Origin of the sequence: Paraburkholderia caffeinitolerans (assembly GCF_902859945.1) — a bacterium.
GTDB classification, from domain to species: Bacteria; Pseudomonadota; Gammaproteobacteria; order Burkholderiales; family Burkholderiaceae; genus Paraburkholderia; species Paraburkholderia caffeinitolerans.
This window is the reverse complement of record NZ_CADIKL010000002.1, coordinates 60,292-78,641: the sequence shown is the minus strand read 5'-3', so window position 1 is coordinate 78,641 and position 18,350 is coordinate 60,292. Positions and strand designations below refer to the sequence as shown.

At 66.3% G+C, this 18,350-nt stretch carries 13 protein-coding genes; 9 read left to right on the top strand and 4 right to left on the bottom strand.

Annotation, left to right across the window (positions count from 1 at the left end; translation table 11 throughout):
• Positions 1-10: 10 nt before the first annotated feature.
• Positions 11-1,246, bottom strand: coding sequence for an NADH:flavin oxidoreductase/NADH oxidase family protein (locus HV773_RS01965; protein ID WP_129564323.1), 1,236 nt, complete (start codon positions 1,244-1,246; stop codon positions 11-13).
• A gap of 68 nt (positions 1,247-1,314) precedes the next feature.
• Between HV773_RS01965 and HV773_RS01960 the strand changes: the two genes are divergently transcribed.
• The 4 genes from HV773_RS01960 to HV773_RS01945 all read left to right on the top strand — a co-directional run bounded on the left by HV773_RS01960 (position 1,315) and on the right by HV773_RS01945 (position 4,868).
• Positions 1,315-1,740: a MerR family transcriptional regulator gene (locus tag HV773_RS01960; RefSeq protein WP_129564322.1), complete on the top strand. Its 426-nt coding sequence runs from the start codon at positions 1,315-1,317 to the stop codon at positions 1,738-1,740.
• A gap of 78 nt (positions 1,741-1,818) precedes the next feature.
• On the top strand, positions 1,819-2,496 hold the full coding sequence (locus HV773_RS01955; RefSeq protein ID WP_129564321.1) for a heavy metal response regulator transcription factor: 678 nt from the start codon (positions 1,819-1,821) through the stop codon (positions 2,494-2,496).
• Positions 2,496-3,917 carry a heavy metal sensor histidine kinase gene (locus HV773_RS01950; RefSeq protein WP_129564320.1) on the top strand — a complete coding sequence of 474 codons (1,422 nt, stop codon included), beginning with the start codon at positions 2,496-2,498 and terminating at the stop codon, positions 3,915-3,917. The genes HV773_RS01955 and HV773_RS01950 overlap by 1 nt, the downstream gene beginning before the upstream one ends.
• A gap of 27 nt (positions 3,918-3,944) precedes the next feature.
• Positions 3,945-4,868: a lysozyme inhibitor LprI family protein gene (locus HV773_RS01945; protein ID WP_129564319.1), complete on the top strand. Its 924-nt coding sequence runs from the start codon at positions 3,945-3,947 to the stop codon at positions 4,866-4,868.
• A gap of 100 nt (positions 4,869-4,968) precedes the next feature.
• On the opposite strand, the gene HV773_RS01940 is transcribed toward HV773_RS01945, so the two are convergent.
• From HV773_RS01940 to HV773_RS01930, 3 genes are read right to left on the bottom strand one after another with little or no spacing between them, the layout of a single operon-like run.
• Positions 4,969-6,438: an efflux transporter outer membrane subunit gene (locus HV773_RS01940; RefSeq protein WP_129564318.1), complete on the bottom strand. Its 1,470-nt coding sequence runs from the start codon at positions 6,436-6,438 to the stop codon at positions 4,969-4,971.
• A gap of 12 nt (positions 6,439-6,450) precedes the next feature.
• A complete protein-coding gene (locus HV773_RS01935; RefSeq protein ID WP_129564317.1) occupies positions 6,451-7,743 on the bottom strand; it encodes an efflux RND transporter periplasmic adaptor subunit in 1,293 nt (430 codons plus the stop codon).
• A 9-nt stretch (positions 7,744-7,752) separates the two neighbouring features.
• Entirely contained in the window at positions 7,753-10,953 is a 3,201-nt protein-coding gene (locus HV773_RS01930; RefSeq protein ID WP_129564316.1) for an efflux RND transporter permease subunit, read from the bottom strand.
• 307 nt (positions 10,954-11,260) lie between these two features.
• Here HV773_RS01930 and HV773_RS01925 point away from each other — a divergent pair, with 307 nt between their 5' ends.
• From HV773_RS01925 to HV773_RS01905, 5 genes are all read left to right on the top strand, one after another.
• Positions 11,261-11,602 carry a DUF4148 domain-containing protein gene (locus HV773_RS01925; protein ID WP_129564510.1) on the top strand — a complete coding sequence of 114 codons (342 nt, stop codon included), beginning with the start codon at positions 11,261-11,263 and terminating at the stop codon, positions 11,600-11,602.
• Positions 11,603-11,783: 181 nt separating this feature from the next.
• Complete coding sequence (locus HV773_RS01920) at positions 11,784-13,616, top strand: AMP-binding protein (protein ID WP_129564509.1); 1,833 nt, start codon at positions 11,784-11,786, stop codon at positions 13,614-13,616.
• A gap of 164 nt (positions 13,617-13,780) precedes the next feature.
• On the top strand, positions 13,781-16,594 hold the full coding sequence (locus HV773_RS01915) for a LuxR C-terminal-related transcriptional regulator (protein ID WP_217481887.1): 2,814 nt from the start codon (positions 13,781-13,783) through the stop codon (positions 16,592-16,594).
• Between the two features lie 140 nt (positions 16,595-16,734).
• On the top strand, positions 16,735-17,517 hold the full coding sequence (locus HV773_RS01910) for an IclR family transcriptional regulator (RefSeq protein WP_129564315.1): 783 nt from the start codon (positions 16,735-16,737) through the stop codon (positions 17,515-17,517).
• Entirely contained in the window at positions 17,514-18,332 is an 819-nt protein-coding gene (locus HV773_RS01905; RefSeq protein WP_129564314.1) for an IclR family transcriptional regulator, read from the top strand. Before HV773_RS01910 ends, HV773_RS01905 begins: the two co-directional genes overlap by 4 nt.
• Positions 18,333-18,350 lie beyond the last annotated feature (18 nt).

Here is an 18,350-nt window from a genome sequence, read left to right as displayed (position 1 = left end):
TTAAGCGGGGCTAAGCACGCGCCTGCCGCCACTGCAGATATCGCGTGGTCAGCCTGCGCGTGCGAAGCTGATCGATCACGAGACTGTAGAACGGCGAATAGCGGCGCCCCGGCCGTCTGCCCGCTGCGATGACGCGCAGCCGGCGCTTGACGAGCGCCATAGTCGCGAGCCCGGCCACGGCTTTGTCCCGCCAGCCGACGACGGCCAGCGGCGCATCGACCGATTGACCGTCGCGCCAGCGCTTGGGCAGATCCGGCATGCAAGCGAGCGCGCTCGCCATGCCGACCACGGCCACGCCTTCCGCGAGCACGGCCTCGGCCACCGCTTGCCGGCGAATGCCGCCCGTCGTCATGACCGGCATGCTGGCGACCGCCGCAATCTCCTGCGCGAAGGTCAGGAAATACGCTTCGCGCGCGAGCGTGCGGCCGTCCGCCGTGCGCCCCTGCATGGCGGGGCTTTCGTAGCTGCCGCCCGAGAGCTCAACTAGATCGACGGTCTCATGGTTGAGCCATAGAACGATCTGCCGCGCGTCGGCCTCGGAAAATCCGCCGCGCTGGAAATCGGCGGAATTCATTTTTATCCCCACGGCAAACGATGCACCAACGCGAGCGCGCACCGCCCGCACGACCTCCAGCAATAGCCTTGCGCGGTGTTCCAGCGAGCCGCTCCATGCGTCGTTGCGGCGGTTGGTGAGCGGCGAGAGGAACTGCGACAGCAGATAGCCGTGCGCGGCGTGGATCTGCACGCCGTCAAAGCCGGCTTGCTGCGCGGCTTGCGCGGTATCCGCGAAGCGTTCGATCACTTCGTGAATTTCCGCTTCGGTCATCGCGCGCGGTTGTGCGAACAGCTTGCTGTGCTTGCCGAGATCGACCGGCACAGCCGAGGGCGCCCACGCATCGCGCCCCATCGCCGCGATGACCTGCCGCCCCGGGTGATTGATCTGCATCCAGATCCGCGCGCCGTGCTTGCGCGCGCCGTCCGCCCAGCGCCTGAACGGCTCCAGCGACGTGCCGCGTTCCAGCACGACGCCGCCTGGACCGGTCAGCGCGCGGCCGTCGATCATCACGTTGCCGGTGATCAGCAGGCCCGCGCCGCCTGCGCCCCAGGCTTCGTAGAGACGCCAGAGCGCCGCGCCCGGTAGTTGGCCGGCATCGGCCAGGTTTTCTTCCATCGCGGCCTTGGCGATGCGATTGGGCAGGGTGCCGCCATTGGGCAGCGTGAGCGGAGCGAACAGTGAAGTAGCCATCGATTGACCTTTTCAGCACGGGAGACGGGCGTATACTAAGTTTAAAGTTCACTTGAAGGTCAAGCACCATGAAGATCGGCGAATTGGCGACGCGCACGGGCATGGCGGCCTCGGCTATCCGCTTCTACGAGCAGAGCGGCCTGCTGCCGCCGGCGCACCGTGGCGCGAACGGCTACCGGATTTACGACGAAGCAGCCGAGGAGCGACTCAGGCAGATTCAGCTGGCGCAGCGGCTGGGCTTCTCGCTGGAGGATATGCGCGCGGCGGTCGAGGAAATGCAGGGTTTCTCGAAGGAAGCGCTGCTAGAGCGCATCGAACAGCGCCTCCAGGAGATCGACGCGCTGCGCACGCGGCTCGACGAACAGCGCACGGCGCTGCTGGATGTGCGCAAGGCGCTGCAGGACGAATGGGCGGCGGGGCGCTGCTTCAAGATGGAGCGGTTCGAGGCGCCCGCTGCCGCTGCGAAGAAGGGGCGTCGCGCGAAGCGCGGCTGAATCTTGCGCGATGCGTGCATACCTGATCGACGAACACACCCTGGGACAAAACCGGGAACAAACGCAAGGACGAGCGCAATGCGCATTCTCGTGATCGAAGACGAACCCAAGACCGGCGCTTACCTGAAAAAAGGTTTCGAGGAATCGGGCTACGCGGTCGACGTGGCCGCGGACGGCGCCGAAGGTCTGATCCTCGCGCGGGAAGAAGCGTACGACGTGATCGTGCTGGACGTGATGCTGCCGGCCATGGACGGCTGGTCGGTGCTCAAGGTGCTGCGCACGACGCACACTACGCCGGTGCTGTTCCTCACCGCGCGCGACGACGTGAACGACCGCGTCAAGGGGCTGGAACTCGGCGGCGACGATTACCTCGTCAAGCCGTTTGCGTTTGTCGAGCTGCTCGCGCGCGTGCGCACGCTCGCGCGGCGCGGTCCCCCGCGCGAGACCGACGTGATGATGCTGGGCGATCTCGAGATCGACGTCACGCGGCGGCGCGTGCGCCGTGGGGCGACGCGCATCGACCTCACGCCGCGCGAATTCTCGCTGCTGCAACTGCTCGTGCGCCGCCAGGGCGAAGTGCTAACGCGCACGCAGATCGCTTCGTATGTATGGGACATGAACTTCGACAGCGACACCAACGTGGTCGAGGTGGCCATCCGCCGCCTGCGCGCCAAGGTCGACGACGACTTTGCCGTCAAGCTCATACATACCGTGCGCGGCGTGGGCTACGTGGCCGAAATCAAAGAGCCCGCCTGATGGCCGCGCGCTCGCTTACCGCTACCCTCGCGCTTAGTTTCGCGGGCACCACGCTGGCGGTGTTCGCACTGGTCGGCAGCACGCTCTATTTCACGCTAGGCCGCGAAATTCGCCAGCAGGACGATCTCGACATCGTGCTGATCGCGCGTCATATGCGCAGGCTTGCGGGCGAGCTGCACAATGCGGCGGACGTACGCGAGCACGCGCCGCGCCTCACGAGCCAGGTGCTGGGCAATTCGGCGCTGACCATGGAAGTGCTCGGCGCAGACGGTGCGCTCCTCGTGGAGCACAACACGCAGAGCGTTGCCGATGGCAAATTTCCCGCGACGCCGCTGGCCTCGCGCCTCGGCGCTGCGCAACGGATCACCGAAAGCGACGTGCGCGAATGGCACAACCTGCGCGACGTGCCGGTGCGCGGGCTCGCCGCCGATGCGACGCTCGCCGACGGCACGCCCGTGACCGTGGTGATCGCGCGCGACATGACCGACCGCTGGCGCGTGCTCGACCACTATCGCGAGCGCCTCTATGCGTATGGCTTTGCCGGCATGCTGCTCGCGTTCGGGATGAGCTGGCTGCTCGTGCGCGAGGCGCTGCGTCCATTGCGCGACATGGCCGTGCGCGCAGAAACGGTCACGGTCGAGCGGCTCGATACCGCGATAGAAGTCGATGGCGCGCCGCTCGAACTCGAGACCCTCGTGAAATCGCTCAATGCGATGCTCGAGCGGCTGCATGGCGGCTTCGAGCGCATGTCGCAATACACGGCCGATCTCGCGCACGACATGCGCACGCCGTTGGGCAACCTGCGCGGTGCGACCGAGGTGGCGCTCGCTCGCACGCGCACGGTGCCCGAATACGAGGCGCTGCTCGAATCGAATCTGGAGGAATGCGCGCGACTCTCGCGCATGATCGAGAACGTGATCTTTCTCGCGCGCGCGGAGCATCCGCAGTTCATGACGACGCTCGCGGAGTTCGACGCCGTCGAGGCACTCGCGCAGATCGCCGATTACTTCGAAGGTCTTGCCGACGAGGCCGGCGTGCGCATTCGCGTGACGGGCGAAGGGCGCTTGCGCGCCGATCGCGAACTGTTTCGGCGCGCGCTCAGCAATCTGCTCGCCAACGCGCTGCGCTATACGCCGCGCGGCGGTGAAATCACGCTGAGCGCGGTGCCGAAGCCCACGACTTTCGACGTTACGGTCGCCAATCCCGGGGCCCCAATCGACGCGGAGTTGCTGGAGCGCATTTTCGACCGCTTCTACCGTGTGGATGCTTCGCGCCACAGCGGTCCGCAAGCGGGAGGCTCGGCCGGCCTCGGGCTCGCGATCGTGCGCACGATCATGACGCTGCATGGCGGCACGGCGCGCGCCGAGAGCGACGCCGCCGGCACGCGATTCATGCTTTCGTTTGCGCGGCCCGGCCGGTGAGATCACCCGTTTCCCGGGGAGAAGCGTATGCACAGCACCGAGCACCCAGCAGCCAAAGACGCGGCAGCGCAAAGCCTGATCCGACGGTTGCTGTGCTGGCTTTGTTTCACTGCGCTTATGCTTCCCGGTGCCGCGCCAGGGATGGACTTCAAGCTTTCCTCCCAACCACAACTCAGGCTGAAAATGGTGATCGGCGAGGGGAAGATTCAGGACGGGGACGCAGAGAAGTTTCTGGCGGTCGCCAAAATGGCCGGCCGCGACGACGAAGGACTCGTCATTCTTGCTTTAAATAGTCCGGGGGGAAATGTCGAAGCCGCTTTCCGGCTCGTCGATGCGATGGATAAAGTCCGCGTTTATACCTTGGTTCCAGATAACGCCAGATGCGCGTCCGCTTGCGCTTCTATCCTGTTTGCCTCTGGGGCGCGCCGAAGTGTCATGGGTAGCGGGCGGCTCGGCTTTCACAGCTGCTACCGGAGTGATAAGAAAAACTACGCCAAGGACTCGCTGTGCAACGAAATAATCGCGGCAAACGCCATGCAAAGGGGCGTCAGCCAGGTCGCGATCAATCGTTTCGTCAAGCAATACGGTGCGCAAGACATGGCATGGGTCGGGCGCGATGTCGCTTGCAAGTCGCTGCAGGGGCTCTGCAAGCCGGGGCTGCTGGAAACGCAATCCGCCACGAAGACGGCGCTCATGCAAAGTCGCGATTGCAGCAAGCTGATATCCGTTCAAGCGAAGCTTATTTGCGGGGATGCGGGTCTTACGCGTCTCGATCAAATATTGGCAGAAATATATAATCAAAAGCTAAAAGCATCGTCCAACAAGGAAAAATTGCGAGCGGACCAACGCGCATGGCTTCGCGATTCCCGCAACGTGTGTGGCGATAAAACTTGTCTGCAGCGCAGTTATCGTCTTCGTATCGACGAGCTAAAGCGGATGCGCTCGGCCTGAGCGCTCCTAAGCGCTAACGCTCATTACAGGAACCGTTGCGCCCGGTACCGCAAGATTTCTTGCAATTCCAGGGTTACACTTCCTCCGGCTTGTCGCAAGCCTACGATTTGTCCGTTTTCAGAGATTCCTCCTTCAGCGCCGCCCGGTCCCACCCTCCGCCGAGCGCTTCGAGCAGATGCACGCTTGCGTCGAGCCGGCGCTGTGCGATTTGCTCTTCGTTGCGCTCGTTCTGCAACGCGATGGTCTGCGCCGTCACCACGTCGAGGTAATTCACAGCGCCTGCCTGATAGCGATGGGTCGTGAGCTTCAGCGACAGTTGCGCGGCGCTCGTTGCGCGCTGCTGGCTGTCCGACTCGCCTGCGAGCGTGCCGAGCGCGCTCAGATTGTCCTCGGCCTGCTGGAACGCCGTGAGCACCGTTTGCCGGTAGGCGGCAACGGACGCGTCGTATTGCGCGTTCGCACCCTTGAGCGTGGCCTCGCGCCGGCCACCGTCGAACAGCGTGCCAGCAAGCTGCGCACCGAGCGACCAGAACAGACTGGGCGCGGTGAGCCACGGCGCGAAAAACGTGCTTTCGAGCCCCACCGATGCCGACAGCGTGAGGTCCGGGTAGAAGGCCGCGTGCGCCTCGCCAATGCGTGCATTGGCCGCCGCCACGCGCCGTTCGGCGGCGGCAATATCGGGGCGGCGTTGGAGCAGCTCGGAGGGTACGCTCGCGGGAATCGCCGGCACCATGGCCGGCTCGACCACTGGCGGCAGCGTAAACGTCGAAGCCGGTTCGCCGATCAGCGTCGCGATAGCGTGCTCTAGCTGGGCGCGCTGCACGTCGATGTCCTGGTCCGCCGTGCGTGCGCTTTCGAGCTGAGTTCGCGCCTGCGCGACCGCCGAGGCGTCGATGGCGCCATCCGTGAGCTGCTGCTGGACGATGCGCTGTGCGGCGGCGTAAGCGGTCACGGTGTCGTCGAGCAGCTTCTTCTGGCGATCGAGCGAGCGCAGATCGAAGTAATCGGCAGCGAGATCGCTCGCCACCGAGAGACGTACCGATTCGAGATCGGCCTGGCTGGCCTGGGCGGTGTCTTGCGCTTCTACCGTGGCGTCTTTCACGCGCCCGAACAAGTCGGGCTCCCAGCTCGCGCCCACGCCCACCGAGTAGTCGGGAATCGTCTTGCCTGCGAGCGAGTGGTCCACGACGTTCTGCGAGGTGCGGTAGCGCTGCACCGCGGTGCCCGCGGTAATCGTGGGCGAGTAGCCCGCGTGCTGGTAGTCAACCATCGCACGGGCGGCCTGGAGCTGCGCAACGGCCTGCTTCACAGTCTGATTCGAAACGTCTACGCGGGATTCAAGGTCATTCAGTTCGTGATCCTGAAAGATGCTCCACCATGGGCCACGCGATTGACCATCGGCGGGTGCGGCCAAGGCCCATCCGGCTGAGGGCTGCGGCGCGCCAGCATAACGCGCTGGCACGGTGGTTTCGGGCACGCTGTAATGGGGCAGCGTCGTGCATGCCGCCAGCGATGCGGCGGTGCAAGCCACGGCGATCCTGCGCAATGGGGCGGTGCAAATATCGAACATGATGGACCTCGCCTAAGCCTTGCCGCCATGGGCGGCCCTGGCCACGTCAGGCGTGCCGGCGGATCCGGTTGCCACGCGCACGCTTTGGCCGTTGGCGATGGCGTCGCCGGGATTGTTGATGACGCGATCGGTGCTCGCCAGGCCGGTGGCAATCTCGACGTAAGTGCCGAAGTCGCGGCCGATGCTGACCTGGTGCAGCTGCACCTTGTCGTGGGCGTCCATCACGGCGATGGTCACGCCATCGGGGCGAAACAGCAGGGCGCTCACCGGCACTTCGAGCGATGGCGTAGCCGTCGAGAGCGCAAGATGGACTTGCGCGTAGGCGCCGGGCATCAGCGCGCCGTCTCCGTTGTCGACGTCGACTTCTACATGCAGTGTGCGGCTCACTGGATCGATTGCGTTGGCGCTGCGTGCGACCGCCGCCGGGAAGCGCCGCCCCGGATACTGCTGCGTCGTGAGCCAGACGGCGGTGCCAGGCGTGACGCTGCTGGCGTCGTCCTGCGGCACGTCCACGTAGACGCGCAGCCGGTTCGTCTGCTCGATGTGAAATAGCTCGCCCGGCATCGACGCAAGGCCGGGCGTGCCGCCCGCCGTCACGAGCGCGCCCACCTGGACGTTGCGCACGGTAACGACGCCGTCGAATGGCGCTGTCACGCTCTGGTAGGCGACCAGTTCCTCGAGCCGCGCGACATTGGCTTGCGCCGCCTGGAGCGTAGCGAGCTTCGCGGCGGCGTCGCTCGTTTTCGCGTCGGCGTCCTGCTGGGCGACAGACTGCGTTTGCAGCATGGTCCGCCAGCGCTGCGCCGTGCTGCTCGCAAAGCGGTAGTTCGCTTGCGCGGTGGCCTCGTCGGCTTGGGCCTGTTTCAATTGCGCGTCAAGTTCGGGCGTGTCGATCCGGGCAAGCGTCTGGCCTGTTTTCACGTGCGCGCCGATGTCCGCGTACCACTGCTGCACGTAGCCGCTCGTGCGCGCATAGATCGACGCATCGGCCCACGGCATGACCGAACCGGGCAGCAGCAGGTCCTGGGTCGCGGGCGCGGGCTTGGGCGCGACCGTGGAAACGACCAGTTCGCGCTGTACGGCCACTTGCGCGGCCTGCGCCTTGCGCGCGTCGAGCCTGGGCACGATGCCGGCTGCAAGCAGCGCGATGGCGAGGCAGCCGATGCCAAGCACGAGCACATGGCGCTTGCGTGCGCCCCGTACCGATGTTGAGGACGATGAAGACGCGGGCGGCTGTGCGGACTCGGCGTGCTTCGCCGGTTGTTGAGAGGCATCTCGATCCTCGGATGGATTTCGCGTGTTCATCTGTATTCCTTATTGAATATGAGTAGTCTCGGTGGCTTCGATATCATCCGAGCGGGCCGCACGACGTTTCGCAAGCCAGCCGTGCACCATGCCGAACACGACCGGCACGAACACCAGCGTCGAGAGCGTGCCAATCGCGAGTCCACCGATCACGGCACGCCCGAGCGGCGCGTTTTGCTCGCCACCGTCGCCGAGGCCGAGCGCCATCGGCAGCATGCCGATCAGCATGGCGAGCGCAGTCATCACCACAGGGCGAAAGCGGTTGAAGCCCGCGTCTAGCGCGGCGGCCAGCGGCGCCATGCCGCTGGCGAGCGACTCGCGCGCGGCGTTGATCACGAGAATGCTGTTGGCCGTCGCAATGCCGATGCACAGGATCGTGCCCGTGAGCGCAGGCACTGAGAGCGTCGTTTGCGTCACAAACAGCATCCATGCAATGCCCGCGATCGACGCGGGCAGGCCGCTGATGATGATGAGCGGATCGAGCCACGATTGGAAATTCACGACCATCAGCAGATAGACCAGCGCGATCGCGAACACGAGGCCGAGTGCGAGCCCGCTGAACGAGGCATTCATCGATTGAACCTGGCCGCGCACCACGATCGACGAACCCGGCGGCAGTTGGGCGCGCGCGGCGTTGACGAGCTTCGTCACGTCGGAGGCCACGCCGCCGAGATCGCGTCCCTGCGTGGAAGCGAAAATATCGAGCACGGGTTGCACGTTGTAGTGCGAGACCACTGCCTCCTGTTCACTGCGCGAGACTGTGCCGAGCGTACCAAGCAGGTTCTGCGGATTGGCGGTGACCGACTGCGTGGTGATGGGCACGTTGGCGAGCGTTTGCAGCGAATGGATGTCGTATTGCGGCACCATCGCCATGAGCGGATAACTCACACCGTTCTTCGGATCAAGCCAGAAGTTCGGTGTGGTCTGCGAGCTGCCCGAGAGTGCGATCAGCAGGTTCTGCGCGACGTCGCGCTGCGTGAGGCCAGCTTGCATGGCTTTGGTGCGGTCGACGTTCACGTTGAGCGTGGGTTCGTCGCCGGGCTGCTGGATGCGCGCATCCACGAGCCCGCGCACGCCGCGCATCTGGTCGAGCAGGCGGTTCGCCACCACGCGGTTCTGCGCGAGCTTGTTGCCCACGATCTGCACGTCGATGGGCGCGGGCAACCCGAAGTTGAGGATCTGGCTCACGATGTCCGCGGGCAAAAACGAGAAGGTCACGCCCGGAAACGACGCATCGAGCACGTTGCGCAGCTGCGCGACGTATTGCGCGGTGGGCGGGTGCTTCGGCGCGAGCGTGATGAGAATGTCGGCGTCCTCGGGGCCGATCGGATCGGACGAGTCGTAGGTGAGATTGATGCCGCTCACCGGCAGTCCGATGTTGTCGAGCACCGAAGCCTGTTCGGCGGCGGGGATCACGGTGCGAATCTTCGCTTCGACTTCGTCGGTGATACGAGCGGTTTCCTCGATGCGCGTGCCGGTGGGCGCGCGCAGATGCAGACGGATCTCGCCGGAGTCGATGGCGGGGAAGAAGTCGCGCCCCATGAACGGCACGAGCGCGAGCGAACCCAGGCAGATCGCGAGCCAGCTCACGACAAAGCGGCGGCGCTGGGCGATGGCGCCCGAAAGCATGGCGTGGTAGCGATTGCGCACGGCCTCGAAGCGCCTTTCGAATCCGCGCTGGAAGCCGCTCAGCTTGCCCGCGAATCCTCGCGCGGGTGTCGGGTTTTTCGATTGCGCGCGCAACAAGTACATCGAAAGCGTGGGAATCAGCGTGCGCGAGAAGAAGTACGAGGCGCACATCGCGAACACCACGGCTTGCGCCATCGGCACGAACAGATAGTGCGCGACGCCCGTAAGCAGGAACATCGGCACGAACACGATGCAGATCGAGAGCGTCGAAACAAAGGTCGGCACGGCAATCTCGCCCGAGCCGTCGAGGATCGCGTCATGCAGCGGCGCGCCGCGTTCGAGGTGGTGCGTGATGTTCTCAATCGCGACCGTGGCGTCGTCCACCAGGATGCCCACCGCGAGTGCGAGCCCGCCGAGCGTCATGATGTTGATGGTCTGGCCCAGCGCCGAAAGCGCGATCAGCGAGGTAAGCACGGAAAGCGGAATCGTCACCGCAATGATGAGCGTAGCCCGCCAGCTGCCGAGAAATAGCAGGATCATCGCGGCCGTGAGGCTCGCGGCAATCAGCGCTTCGCGCACCACGCCCGAAATGGCGGACTTCACGAACAGCGACTGGTCGGAGAGCGGCGTGATCTTGAGCGCACTGGGCAGGCCTGCCGCAATCTTCGGCAGCATCGCTTTAACTTGCTGAATGATCGTGAGCGTGGAGGCGCTGCCGGTTTTCTGCACGGTGAGCAGCGCGGCGCGCTTGCCGTCCGCGCGCACGATGTTGGTCTGCGGCGCATAGCCATCGATCACATGCGCGACGTCGCGCACGTAGACCATGCTGCCGTTCACGATCTTGATGGGCAAGTCGTTGAGCGCGGCCACGGTCTGCGTGCTGCCGTTCATCTCCACGTTGTATTCGCGTGTGCCGATCTTCGCTGTGCCGCCGGGCAGGATCAGGTTCTGCGCGTTCACGGCGTTCACGACGTCGATGGGCGCGAGGCCCTTCGCCTGCAGTGCCTTGGGATCGAGCTGCACCATGATCTGGCGGACCTTGCCGCCATAGGGCAGCGGCACCGCCGCGCCTTGTACCGTGGCGAGCTGCGTGCGGATGAAGCTGTTGCCGAGGTCGTAGAGCGACTGCTCGGGCAGCGTGTTGCTGGAGAGGCCGAGTTGCAGCACCGGCACCGTCGAAGCGCTGTAGGTGATGATGTTCGGCGGCAGGGTGCCGGGCGGTAGAACGCGCAGGATCGACGCGGAGTTCGAGGCCGCTTCGGCAATCGCACGGTTGATGTCTGCGCCCGGATGAAAAAACACCTTCACGACCGACACGCCGTTAAGCGACTGCGATTCGATGTGCTCGATGTCGTCGACGTCCGAGGTGAGCGCGCGCTCGTAGTTCGAGGTGATGCGATGCGCCATATCCTCGGCCGAAAAGCCGCTGTACGTCCACACGATGCTGACGACCGGGATGTCGATGTCCGGAAAAATGTCGGTTGGCGTGCGCATGATCGCGAGCGGCCCGAGGATGAAAAGCAGCACGGCGAGCACGATGAACGTGTAGGGGCGCTTGAGGGCCAGTTTGACGATCCACATGGAGGTGTCCGGTCGGTGAGGGTGGGGCTGACGCTGGGACGGGTCCGCCCATCGGCAACGGGCGGCGTGATGGACGCAAGTATCGGAATGGGGCGCTTACCTCGTGCTGACCCGCACATTACGAATCTGTTATCTGCGCAGATAACAAAGTCGTAATGCGCGGGTCAGCTTCGGGTCAGCGCCGGTTCACCAGAATGTGGACAACTTTCGCGGGAATCGGCGCACCGGTTCTTTCGAAGGCGGGCCGAAGCTGCCTCAACCCCCGATGCAGCAGCCACACATGCAAACCCATGCAAAGGTGAACATCATGAAAGCACTCATTTCCGCACTGTTCGTTTCCTGCGCGCTCGCCGCTCCGGTTTACGCATTTGCCCAGTCGAACGCCGCCATCACGTCCAGCACCAACGGCCCTGTCACGCGCGCCGAGGTTCGCGCCGATCTCGTCCGCGTCGAGCAGGCCGGATATCGTCCTGTGGCGGCCGATAACGCTTATCCGGACGACATCCAGCATGCCGAGGCCGTCGTCGCACAAGAGCAGGCGAAGCCGGGCGTTGGCGCGGTGGGCGGCGTCACGATGTCGGGCAGTTCGGACGCGGGCGGCCAGGCCACGGCGAGCACTGATGTGCGGTCGATCTACAGCGGGCATTGAGTCCCGGACTGCGAGTGGGCCCGCGTAGCCCCTCGCCGCGGGGAGGTGTGCGGCGGGGTGGTGTTCCCTACACTCTTTCCTAAGTAACAGGTCGGCAAAGCCGCCCATATTCCAAGGAGACAGCAGCGTGCCCCACCCCACCCTCGAGAACACGCCAGTGCCACGGTATCGTCCTGTCGAAATGCCGGGCTGGCGCACGGACGTGCGCGCGCTCGCCGACGGCACGCTGCTCCTCTCGTCGCCGCCCGCGCCGGCGGTGCCGCAAAACGGCTTCGTCGATTTCGCGGCGTGGTGGGCGCGGGAGCGCGGCACGGCGCCCGCGTTCAGCGAGCGCGATGCCGCTGGCGAGTGGCGCTCGATCACCTGGGCCGCGCTCTGGACTCAGGTGAGGGCGGTCGCCGTGGCGCTGCTCAACCTCGGCCTCGGCCCCCAGCGTCCGCTCATGCTGCTTTCGGGCAACTCCATCGAGCAGGCGCTGTTGCTGCTCGCGGCCGAGTATGCGGGCGTGCCTACCGCGCCCGTCTCACCGGCGTACTCGAAGGCGGGCCGCGATTTCGTGAGACTGAAAAGCGTGTTCGATCACGTGCGCCCGGCAGCGCTCTTCGTGCAGGACCGGGCCGCTTTCGATGCGGCTGTCACGGCGATTACGGCGCCCGGCGCGCCCGAGCTTCCCGTCATCGCCGTGAGCGGCGCCACCGATGATCGCCTGGCCTGGTCGACGCTTGCGTCGACGGAACTGACGCCGGCGCGCGCCGCCGTGCTCGCCAGCGCGCGCGCGGCCATCCAGCCGACCGACACGGTTCGCATGCTGTTCACCTCGGGCTCCACTGGCGCCCCGAAGGCCGTGCCCATGAGTTACGGCAACCTGAAGGACGCCACGGCCTATTTCGCCTACCTGTTCAGCCCGCTGGCCGTCCCGCAGCCCGTGTATCTCGACTGGATGCCGTGGCACCACACGATGGGCGGCGTGCTGTCCTTCGGGCGTGCGATGGTGACGGGCGGGAGCCACTTCATCGACGACGGGTTGCCTCAGCCGGGGCGTTTCGAGCGCACGCTGCGCAACTTGCAGGACGTTTCGCCGACCACCTTCAGCAGCGCCCCAGCCGCGTTCGCGATGCTTGCCCAGGCGCTCGAGCGCGACGAAACGCTCGCGCGGAAGCTGTTCTCGCGGCTCGTCAGCTTCGGCTACGGCGGAGCCAGTCTTCCGCGCGATGTCTGGGAACGCATCCAGCGCGTGGCCGCGCGCACGGTCGGCGAGCGCATTGCGTTTCGCACCTCGCTCGGCGCCACCGAGACGAACGGCATGGGCACGTACCTGGCGGCGCCCTCGGACATACTCGGCAACATCGGCGTGCCGGGCCCCGGCATCGAGGTCAAGCTCGTGCCCCTCGCGGGCGACGACGGGCGCTACGAGATTCGCATCCGCGGCGGCTCGATTTTCGGCGGCTATCTGGATGCGCCCGCGCTGAATGCCGGCGCGTTCGACGACGAGCGGTACTTCCGCTTCGGCGACGCCGTGCGGCTCGCCGACCCGGGCGACCCCGCGAAGGGTCTGCTGTACGCCGGACGCATCTCCGAGGACTTCAAGCTCATGAACGGCACATGGGTGCGCGTGGGCCAGGTGCGACTCGCGCTGCTGGATCGATGCAGCCCGCTCCTCACGGACGCCGTGATCTGCGGACATGACCGCGACTATGTCGCCGCGCTCGCATGGCCGAACGTCGCGGCCTTGCGACGCCTCGCGCCCGAACTCGGCGAACTCGACACGGCAACGCTCGTGCGGCATCCGCTCGTGGTCGCAGCGCTGGCCGAACGCCTGCGCGCGCAGCCGGAAACGGGCGCGAGTCTCTTTATCGGGCGTGTGCTGCTGATGGCCGAGCCGCCGTCGATCGAGGCCAATGAAATCGCCGACAAAGGCTATGTCAACCAGGCCGCGTGCCGCGCGCGCCGAGCCGATCTGATCGAGGTGCTGTTCGAGGACGGTCCCGCGGCCCATGTCGCTTGCGCTCGCTGAGGCAGTGAGCGCTCGCGGGCGTGCACCGTCCGGCCGCCGCCGCCCTGTGTCTGGGGGTTACAATCCAGTACAGTGACCCCCGCCATGGGATGACTGCCGCGCGCATCGGTGCGCGCGCTGGCATCGCTGGTTCGCACACCCTCACTGCTCCTGCCTTCGTCCACATGGATTCTTCCCAGACCGCGCCTGGTTTCGAGACATCCGATGTCAATCAGCGGCTGCGTCCGCCAAGGCGCAACACGCGTGTCGTCGGCCGCGAGCGCCTGCTCGCGCAGATGACCGAAGCGCGCCGCCACAATTGCGTGGTGCTCGAAGGCGCGGCCGGCTCCGGCAAGACTTCGCTGCTCGGCGCCTGGTATCAGGCGTTGCTGCCGTTCAGCTTCGACGTGGCGTGGCTCACGCTTTCGGCGGAAGACAACGATCTGTCGCGCTGGCTCGACGATCTGATCACGAGCATCGGTCAGGTCGATCAGGAGATCGTGCGCGAGGCAGCCCTGCTGGCCGGGCGCGGCAAGGACGAGGAGGCAACCGAGCGCGCCCTGATCGCGCTCGTGAGCGGCATCAGCCGCCGCACGCAGCATCTCGTACTGATACTCGACGACCTCCATTGCGTCACCGACCCCGGCATTCACGAAACGCTGCAGTGGCTGCTCGACTACGCGCCGGCCAATTTTCATCTCGCCATGGCTTCGCGCGCGGCGATTCCGGTCTCGCTAGGCCGGCTGCGCGATCGCGGCCTGGCGCTCGAACTGGGCATGCGCGAGCTGCGCTTCACGGCCGCCGAATCCGAAGCATTCCTGAAGGCTCAGCTCGGCGAGGTCAGCCGGCGCGACGCGCGCCGAATGCACGAGCTCACCGATGGCTGGGTGGCCGGCCTGCAACTGCTCTCCGTGCATCTGGAGCGCAACCGTGGCGCGAAGGATGGCGAAGCCGCGCCGCAACTCACGCGCAGCCATTTGCTCGACGCGCGCGGCTATGCGGAATATTTCGAGCGCGAGGTGCTCGCGCGCCTCGCCGATGTCGAAGTCGACGCGCTCGTCGCGCTGGCGAGCTGCACGACGTTCTGCGCGTCGCTCACGGTCGCGCTCACGACCAACGGCGCGCAAGACGGGCACCACGACCGCGCGCTCGCGATGCTGGCGCGGCTCGAAGGCGATCATCTGTTTGTCGAGTCGATGGGCGAGGCCGGCGGCACGACGTGGTATCGCTTCAATCCGCTCTTCAGGGAAACGCTGCTGCTGCGCTTTCGCGAATGGGACGCGGCGCGCCAGCGCGCCGTTCAGCGCGCGGCGTGGGTCTGGTTCCGCGAGCATGGCAAGCCCGACGACGCGGTCCGCCATGCGGTGCTGGCAGGCGACGCGGCGGCGGCTGCGGATCTCGTGCTCGAAGTGGCGCAGCAGTTGCGCCTGCGCGGCGAACTGCGCAAGCTGCTGGGCCTCATGCGTCTCTTGCCCGCTGAGGAAATTCGCTCGCGCGTGGGCTTGCGGCTGTTGGAGGCGCAACTGCAGCTCTTCGCGCGCGAGTTCGACGCGTGTGCCGCGAGCATCCCGCAACTGCTCGCCGACGTGCCGGTCGAAGACCGGCGCGCGCGCTTCCGGCTCGCGATCACACGAGGCGCGCTCGCCGTGCATTACGACGACGTCGAGACCATGACGGCGCTTGTGCCCGAGCTGCTCGCGGTGCCGGACGGCGCGGACAGCGTCGGCATTGGCGGGGCCAACAATCTGCGTTCCTGGCATGCGATGCACCAGGGCGACTTCGAGCGCGCCCGCGAGATTCAGACCTCGGCGCCTGCGCTGTTCATCGACGGCGCGCCGCTGCTCGGCACGCCTGCTGGCGCGCTCTTCAGCCGTTGCGTGATGGGCCTGAGCTATGCGCTCGAAGGGCGCTTCCTGCAGGTCGAGCGGATTTGCCGCGACGTGCTCGCGGAGTCCGACCGCCGCGGCAACGAGGCCGTCGAGGCTGCCTGCATCGCGGCCGCGCTGATGGGCGAGGTGCTCTACGAATTCAACGAGCTCGATGCGGCAAGGCAGTTGCTCGAAGAGCGGATCGAACTGCTCGAACGCACGTCGATTCCGGACTCCGTGCTGCGCGTGCTGCGTGTGCTATCGGCGGTGCAATGGATGGCCGGCCACCAGCTCGACGCGTTCGCGTGGCTCGAGCGGCTCGAAGAGTACGGCGTGCAATATCGCCTCGACCGGCTGATCGCGCACAGTCTCGCCGACCAGATCCAGCGGCATCTCGAATGCGGGCAGCACACGCAAGCGCAAGCCTTGCTCGTGCGTCTGGAAGCGCTGAGCGAGGGTATCGATGCATCGATGCCGGGCACGCGCGCGCAAGTCGCCGTTCAGGCATCGCGCGGCCGGATTCTGTGCGAGATCGCAGGCGGCCAGGACGAGAGCGCGGCGGCGCGCATCCAGCAGTTGATCGAAGTCTGCGACGCGCACGGCTGGCAGCGCGACGCCGCGCATTTCCAGTTGCTCGGCGCTGTGGTCGACCGGCGGCGCGGGCAGGTGGACAAGGCGCGGCAAGCGGCGACCAGCGCTTTGCGGCGCGGGCATCGGCTCGGGCTCATGCGCAGCATGCTCGACGTCGGGCCAGAGGCGCTCACGCTGATCGTCGATGCCGCGCCGTCCGATCCGGCCGACGCCGTGCTGCCGTTTTACGCGAGCCGCCTGCAGGCCGCCCATCTCGCTGTGCACGCCGTGCCCGCGTCCGCTGGCGCAGGCACGCAGCGGCCCGGCGAATCGCGCCAGCAGGCCAGCGGGCTCGATCTGCTCAGCGAACGGGAAACCGAAATCGTCCGGCTGCTCATGCATGCGATTCCGAACAAGCGCATCGCGCGGGCGCTGTCGATCTCGCCCGAAACCGTCAAGTGGCACCTGAAAAACATCTACGGCAAGCTCCGGGTGTCGAGCCGCGATGAAGCGGTCGCGCTGATCCGCAATGCGCATCCGGGGTCCGGCGAAACTTCGTAGTTCGCCTACCCGCCACTCTGAATACCGGGAGCGTGCGCGAATCCGGATATGTGTTTCGATATCTTGAACTCCGGGGCGCGTCAAAGCCGGTTGCAGGCGCTATGATGAATTCGCCGTCGCAACTCTAGATCATTCGTCCCATGCCGCCGCGCTCCCACCATCCCGATCCCGATTTCGCCACGACGCTGGCGCACGGGCTCGCCTTGCTGCAATGCTTCCGGATGGGCGAGACCACGCTGAGCAACAAGGCGCTTGCCGAGCGCACGGGCTTGTCGAAGGCGACGGTTAGCCGGCTCACCTATACGCTGGCCGCGCGCGGCCTGCTTCAGTACGACGCCGACCTGCGCCGCTACCGGCTCGGTTCGACGGCGCTCGCGCTTGCGTACCCGCTGCTGGCGAGCCTGAACATTCGCCAGATCGCGCGCTCGCGTATGGCGCGGCTCGCCGATCGCGTGGGCGGCTCGGTATCGCTCGGCATGCGCGATCGCCTGCAAATGGTGTACGTGGAAAGCAGCCGCGGCCACGAGTCGAGCGCGTTTCGGCCTGACATCGGCGGTTCGCTGCCGATGCTCACCACGGCGATGGGCCGAGCATGGCTTTGCCAGGCGCCGCAGGCGCAGCGCGAGACGGCGCTCGACGCGCTGCGCGCAGCCGACGCCGAGCAATGGCACAGCCAGCAGGCAGGATGGGAGGAAGCGAGGCGGACTTTCGCGGCACACGGTTACTGCGCGTGCGAGGCGGCTTGGCTCAACGACGTGTACGCCGTGGCGGTGCCGATGCGGCAAGCGGTCGATGGGGAAACCCTCGTCTTCAATTGCGGCGTGCCGCGCGCGCGCCTGACGCCCGGTAAGCTCGAACGCGAAATGGCCCCGTTGCTGCTGCACATGGTGCGCGAAATCGAAGCCGAACTGGAGCGCCCATGACCGCGCGCCTGCCGTCACCACCCGAAACGGTCGACGAATCGCCCAAGGACGAGCCCGACCGGCAATTCGCGACCACGCTCGCGAGCGGCCTCGACCTGCTGCTCGCGTTCCGCGTGGGCGAAGCGGCGCTCGGCAACAAGGACTTCGCCGAGCGCACGGGCCTTTCGCGTCCCACGGTAGCGCGCCTCACGCACACGCTCACCGAACTCGGCTATCTGCGCCACGATCCGGCGCTGGGCAAGTATCACCTGGGCGCCGCCGTGCTCTCGACCAGTTATTCGCTGCTCGCGGGCTTGCATATCCGCCAGATCGCCCGGCCGCTCATGAAGGCGCTGGCCGATCGCATCGGCGCCGCGGTCTCGCTCGGGTTGCGCGAGCGCACCAGCATGGTGTACGTGGAGACGGCGCGCTCGACCGAGCAGATCGCGTTTACGCCCGATATCGGCGCGACGCTGCCGATGCTCGCCACTTCGATGGGCCGCGCCTGGCTGTGCCGCGCGAGCGCGCATGAGCGCGACGAGGTGCTCAACCGCATCAAGCTCGCGGACCCCGCCGCGTGGCGCCGCTATGTGCCGCAATTGCCGGCGATTCGCAGCGCGTTCGAGCAGCGCGGCTATTGCGCGTGCCGCGCCGAATGGCGCGACGACGTCTATGGCTTCGCGGTACCGCTCGCACGCGCGCTCGAAGGGAGGGTATTCGTGGTGAACTGCGGCGTGCCCGTCGAAGGCATGAAGTTCGCAGCGCTCGAAAGCACGGTCGCGCCGCAACTCGTCGCGCTGGTGCAGGAACTGGAGACACTGCTCGGCATGCGCTGAAACATGCGCACAATTTTT

Coding starts and splice junctions, on each gene's coding strand:
- HV773_RS01965 (WP_129564323.1), bottom strand. CDS start 1,246: ATGGCTACTTCACTGTTCGCTCCGCTCACGCTGCCCAATGGCGGCACC.
- HV773_RS01960 (WP_129564322.1), top strand. CDS start 1,315: ATGAAGATCGGCGAATTGGCGACGCGCACGGGCATGGCGGCCTCGGCT.
- HV773_RS01955 (WP_129564321.1), top strand. CDS start 1,819: ATGCGCATTCTCGTGATCGAAGACGAACCCAAGACCGGCGCTTACCTG.
- HV773_RS01950 (WP_129564320.1), top strand. CDS start 2,496: ATGGCCGCGCGCTCGCTTACCGCTACCCTCGCGCTTAGTTTCGCGGGC.
- HV773_RS01945 (WP_129564319.1), top strand. CDS start 3,945: ATGCACAGCACCGAGCACCCAGCAGCCAAAGACGCGGCAGCGCAAAGC.
- HV773_RS01940 (WP_129564318.1), bottom strand. CDS start 6,438: ATGTTCGATATTTGCACCGCCCCATTGCGCAGGATCGCCGTGGCTTGC.
- HV773_RS01935 (WP_129564317.1), bottom strand. CDS start 7,743: ATGAACACGCGAAATCCATCCGAGGATCGAGATGCCTCTCAACAACCG.
- HV773_RS01930 (WP_129564316.1), bottom strand. CDS start 10,953: ATGTGGATCGTCAAACTGGCCCTCAAGCGCCCCTACACGTTCATCGTG.
- HV773_RS01925 (WP_129564510.1), top strand. CDS start 11,261: ATGAAAGCACTCATTTCCGCACTGTTCGTTTCCTGCGCGCTCGCCGCT.
- HV773_RS01920 (WP_129564509.1), top strand. CDS start 11,784: ATGCCGGGCTGGCGCACGGACGTGCGCGCGCTCGCCGACGGCACGCTG.
- HV773_RS01915 (WP_217481887.1), top strand. CDS start 13,781: ATGGATTCTTCCCAGACCGCGCCTGGTTTCGAGACATCCGATGTCAAT.
- HV773_RS01910 (WP_129564315.1), top strand. CDS start 16,735: ATGCCGCCGCGCTCCCACCATCCCGATCCCGATTTCGCCACGACGCTG.
- HV773_RS01905 (WP_129564314.1), top strand. CDS start 17,514: ATGACCGCGCGCCTGCCGTCACCACCCGAAACGGTCGACGAATCGCCC.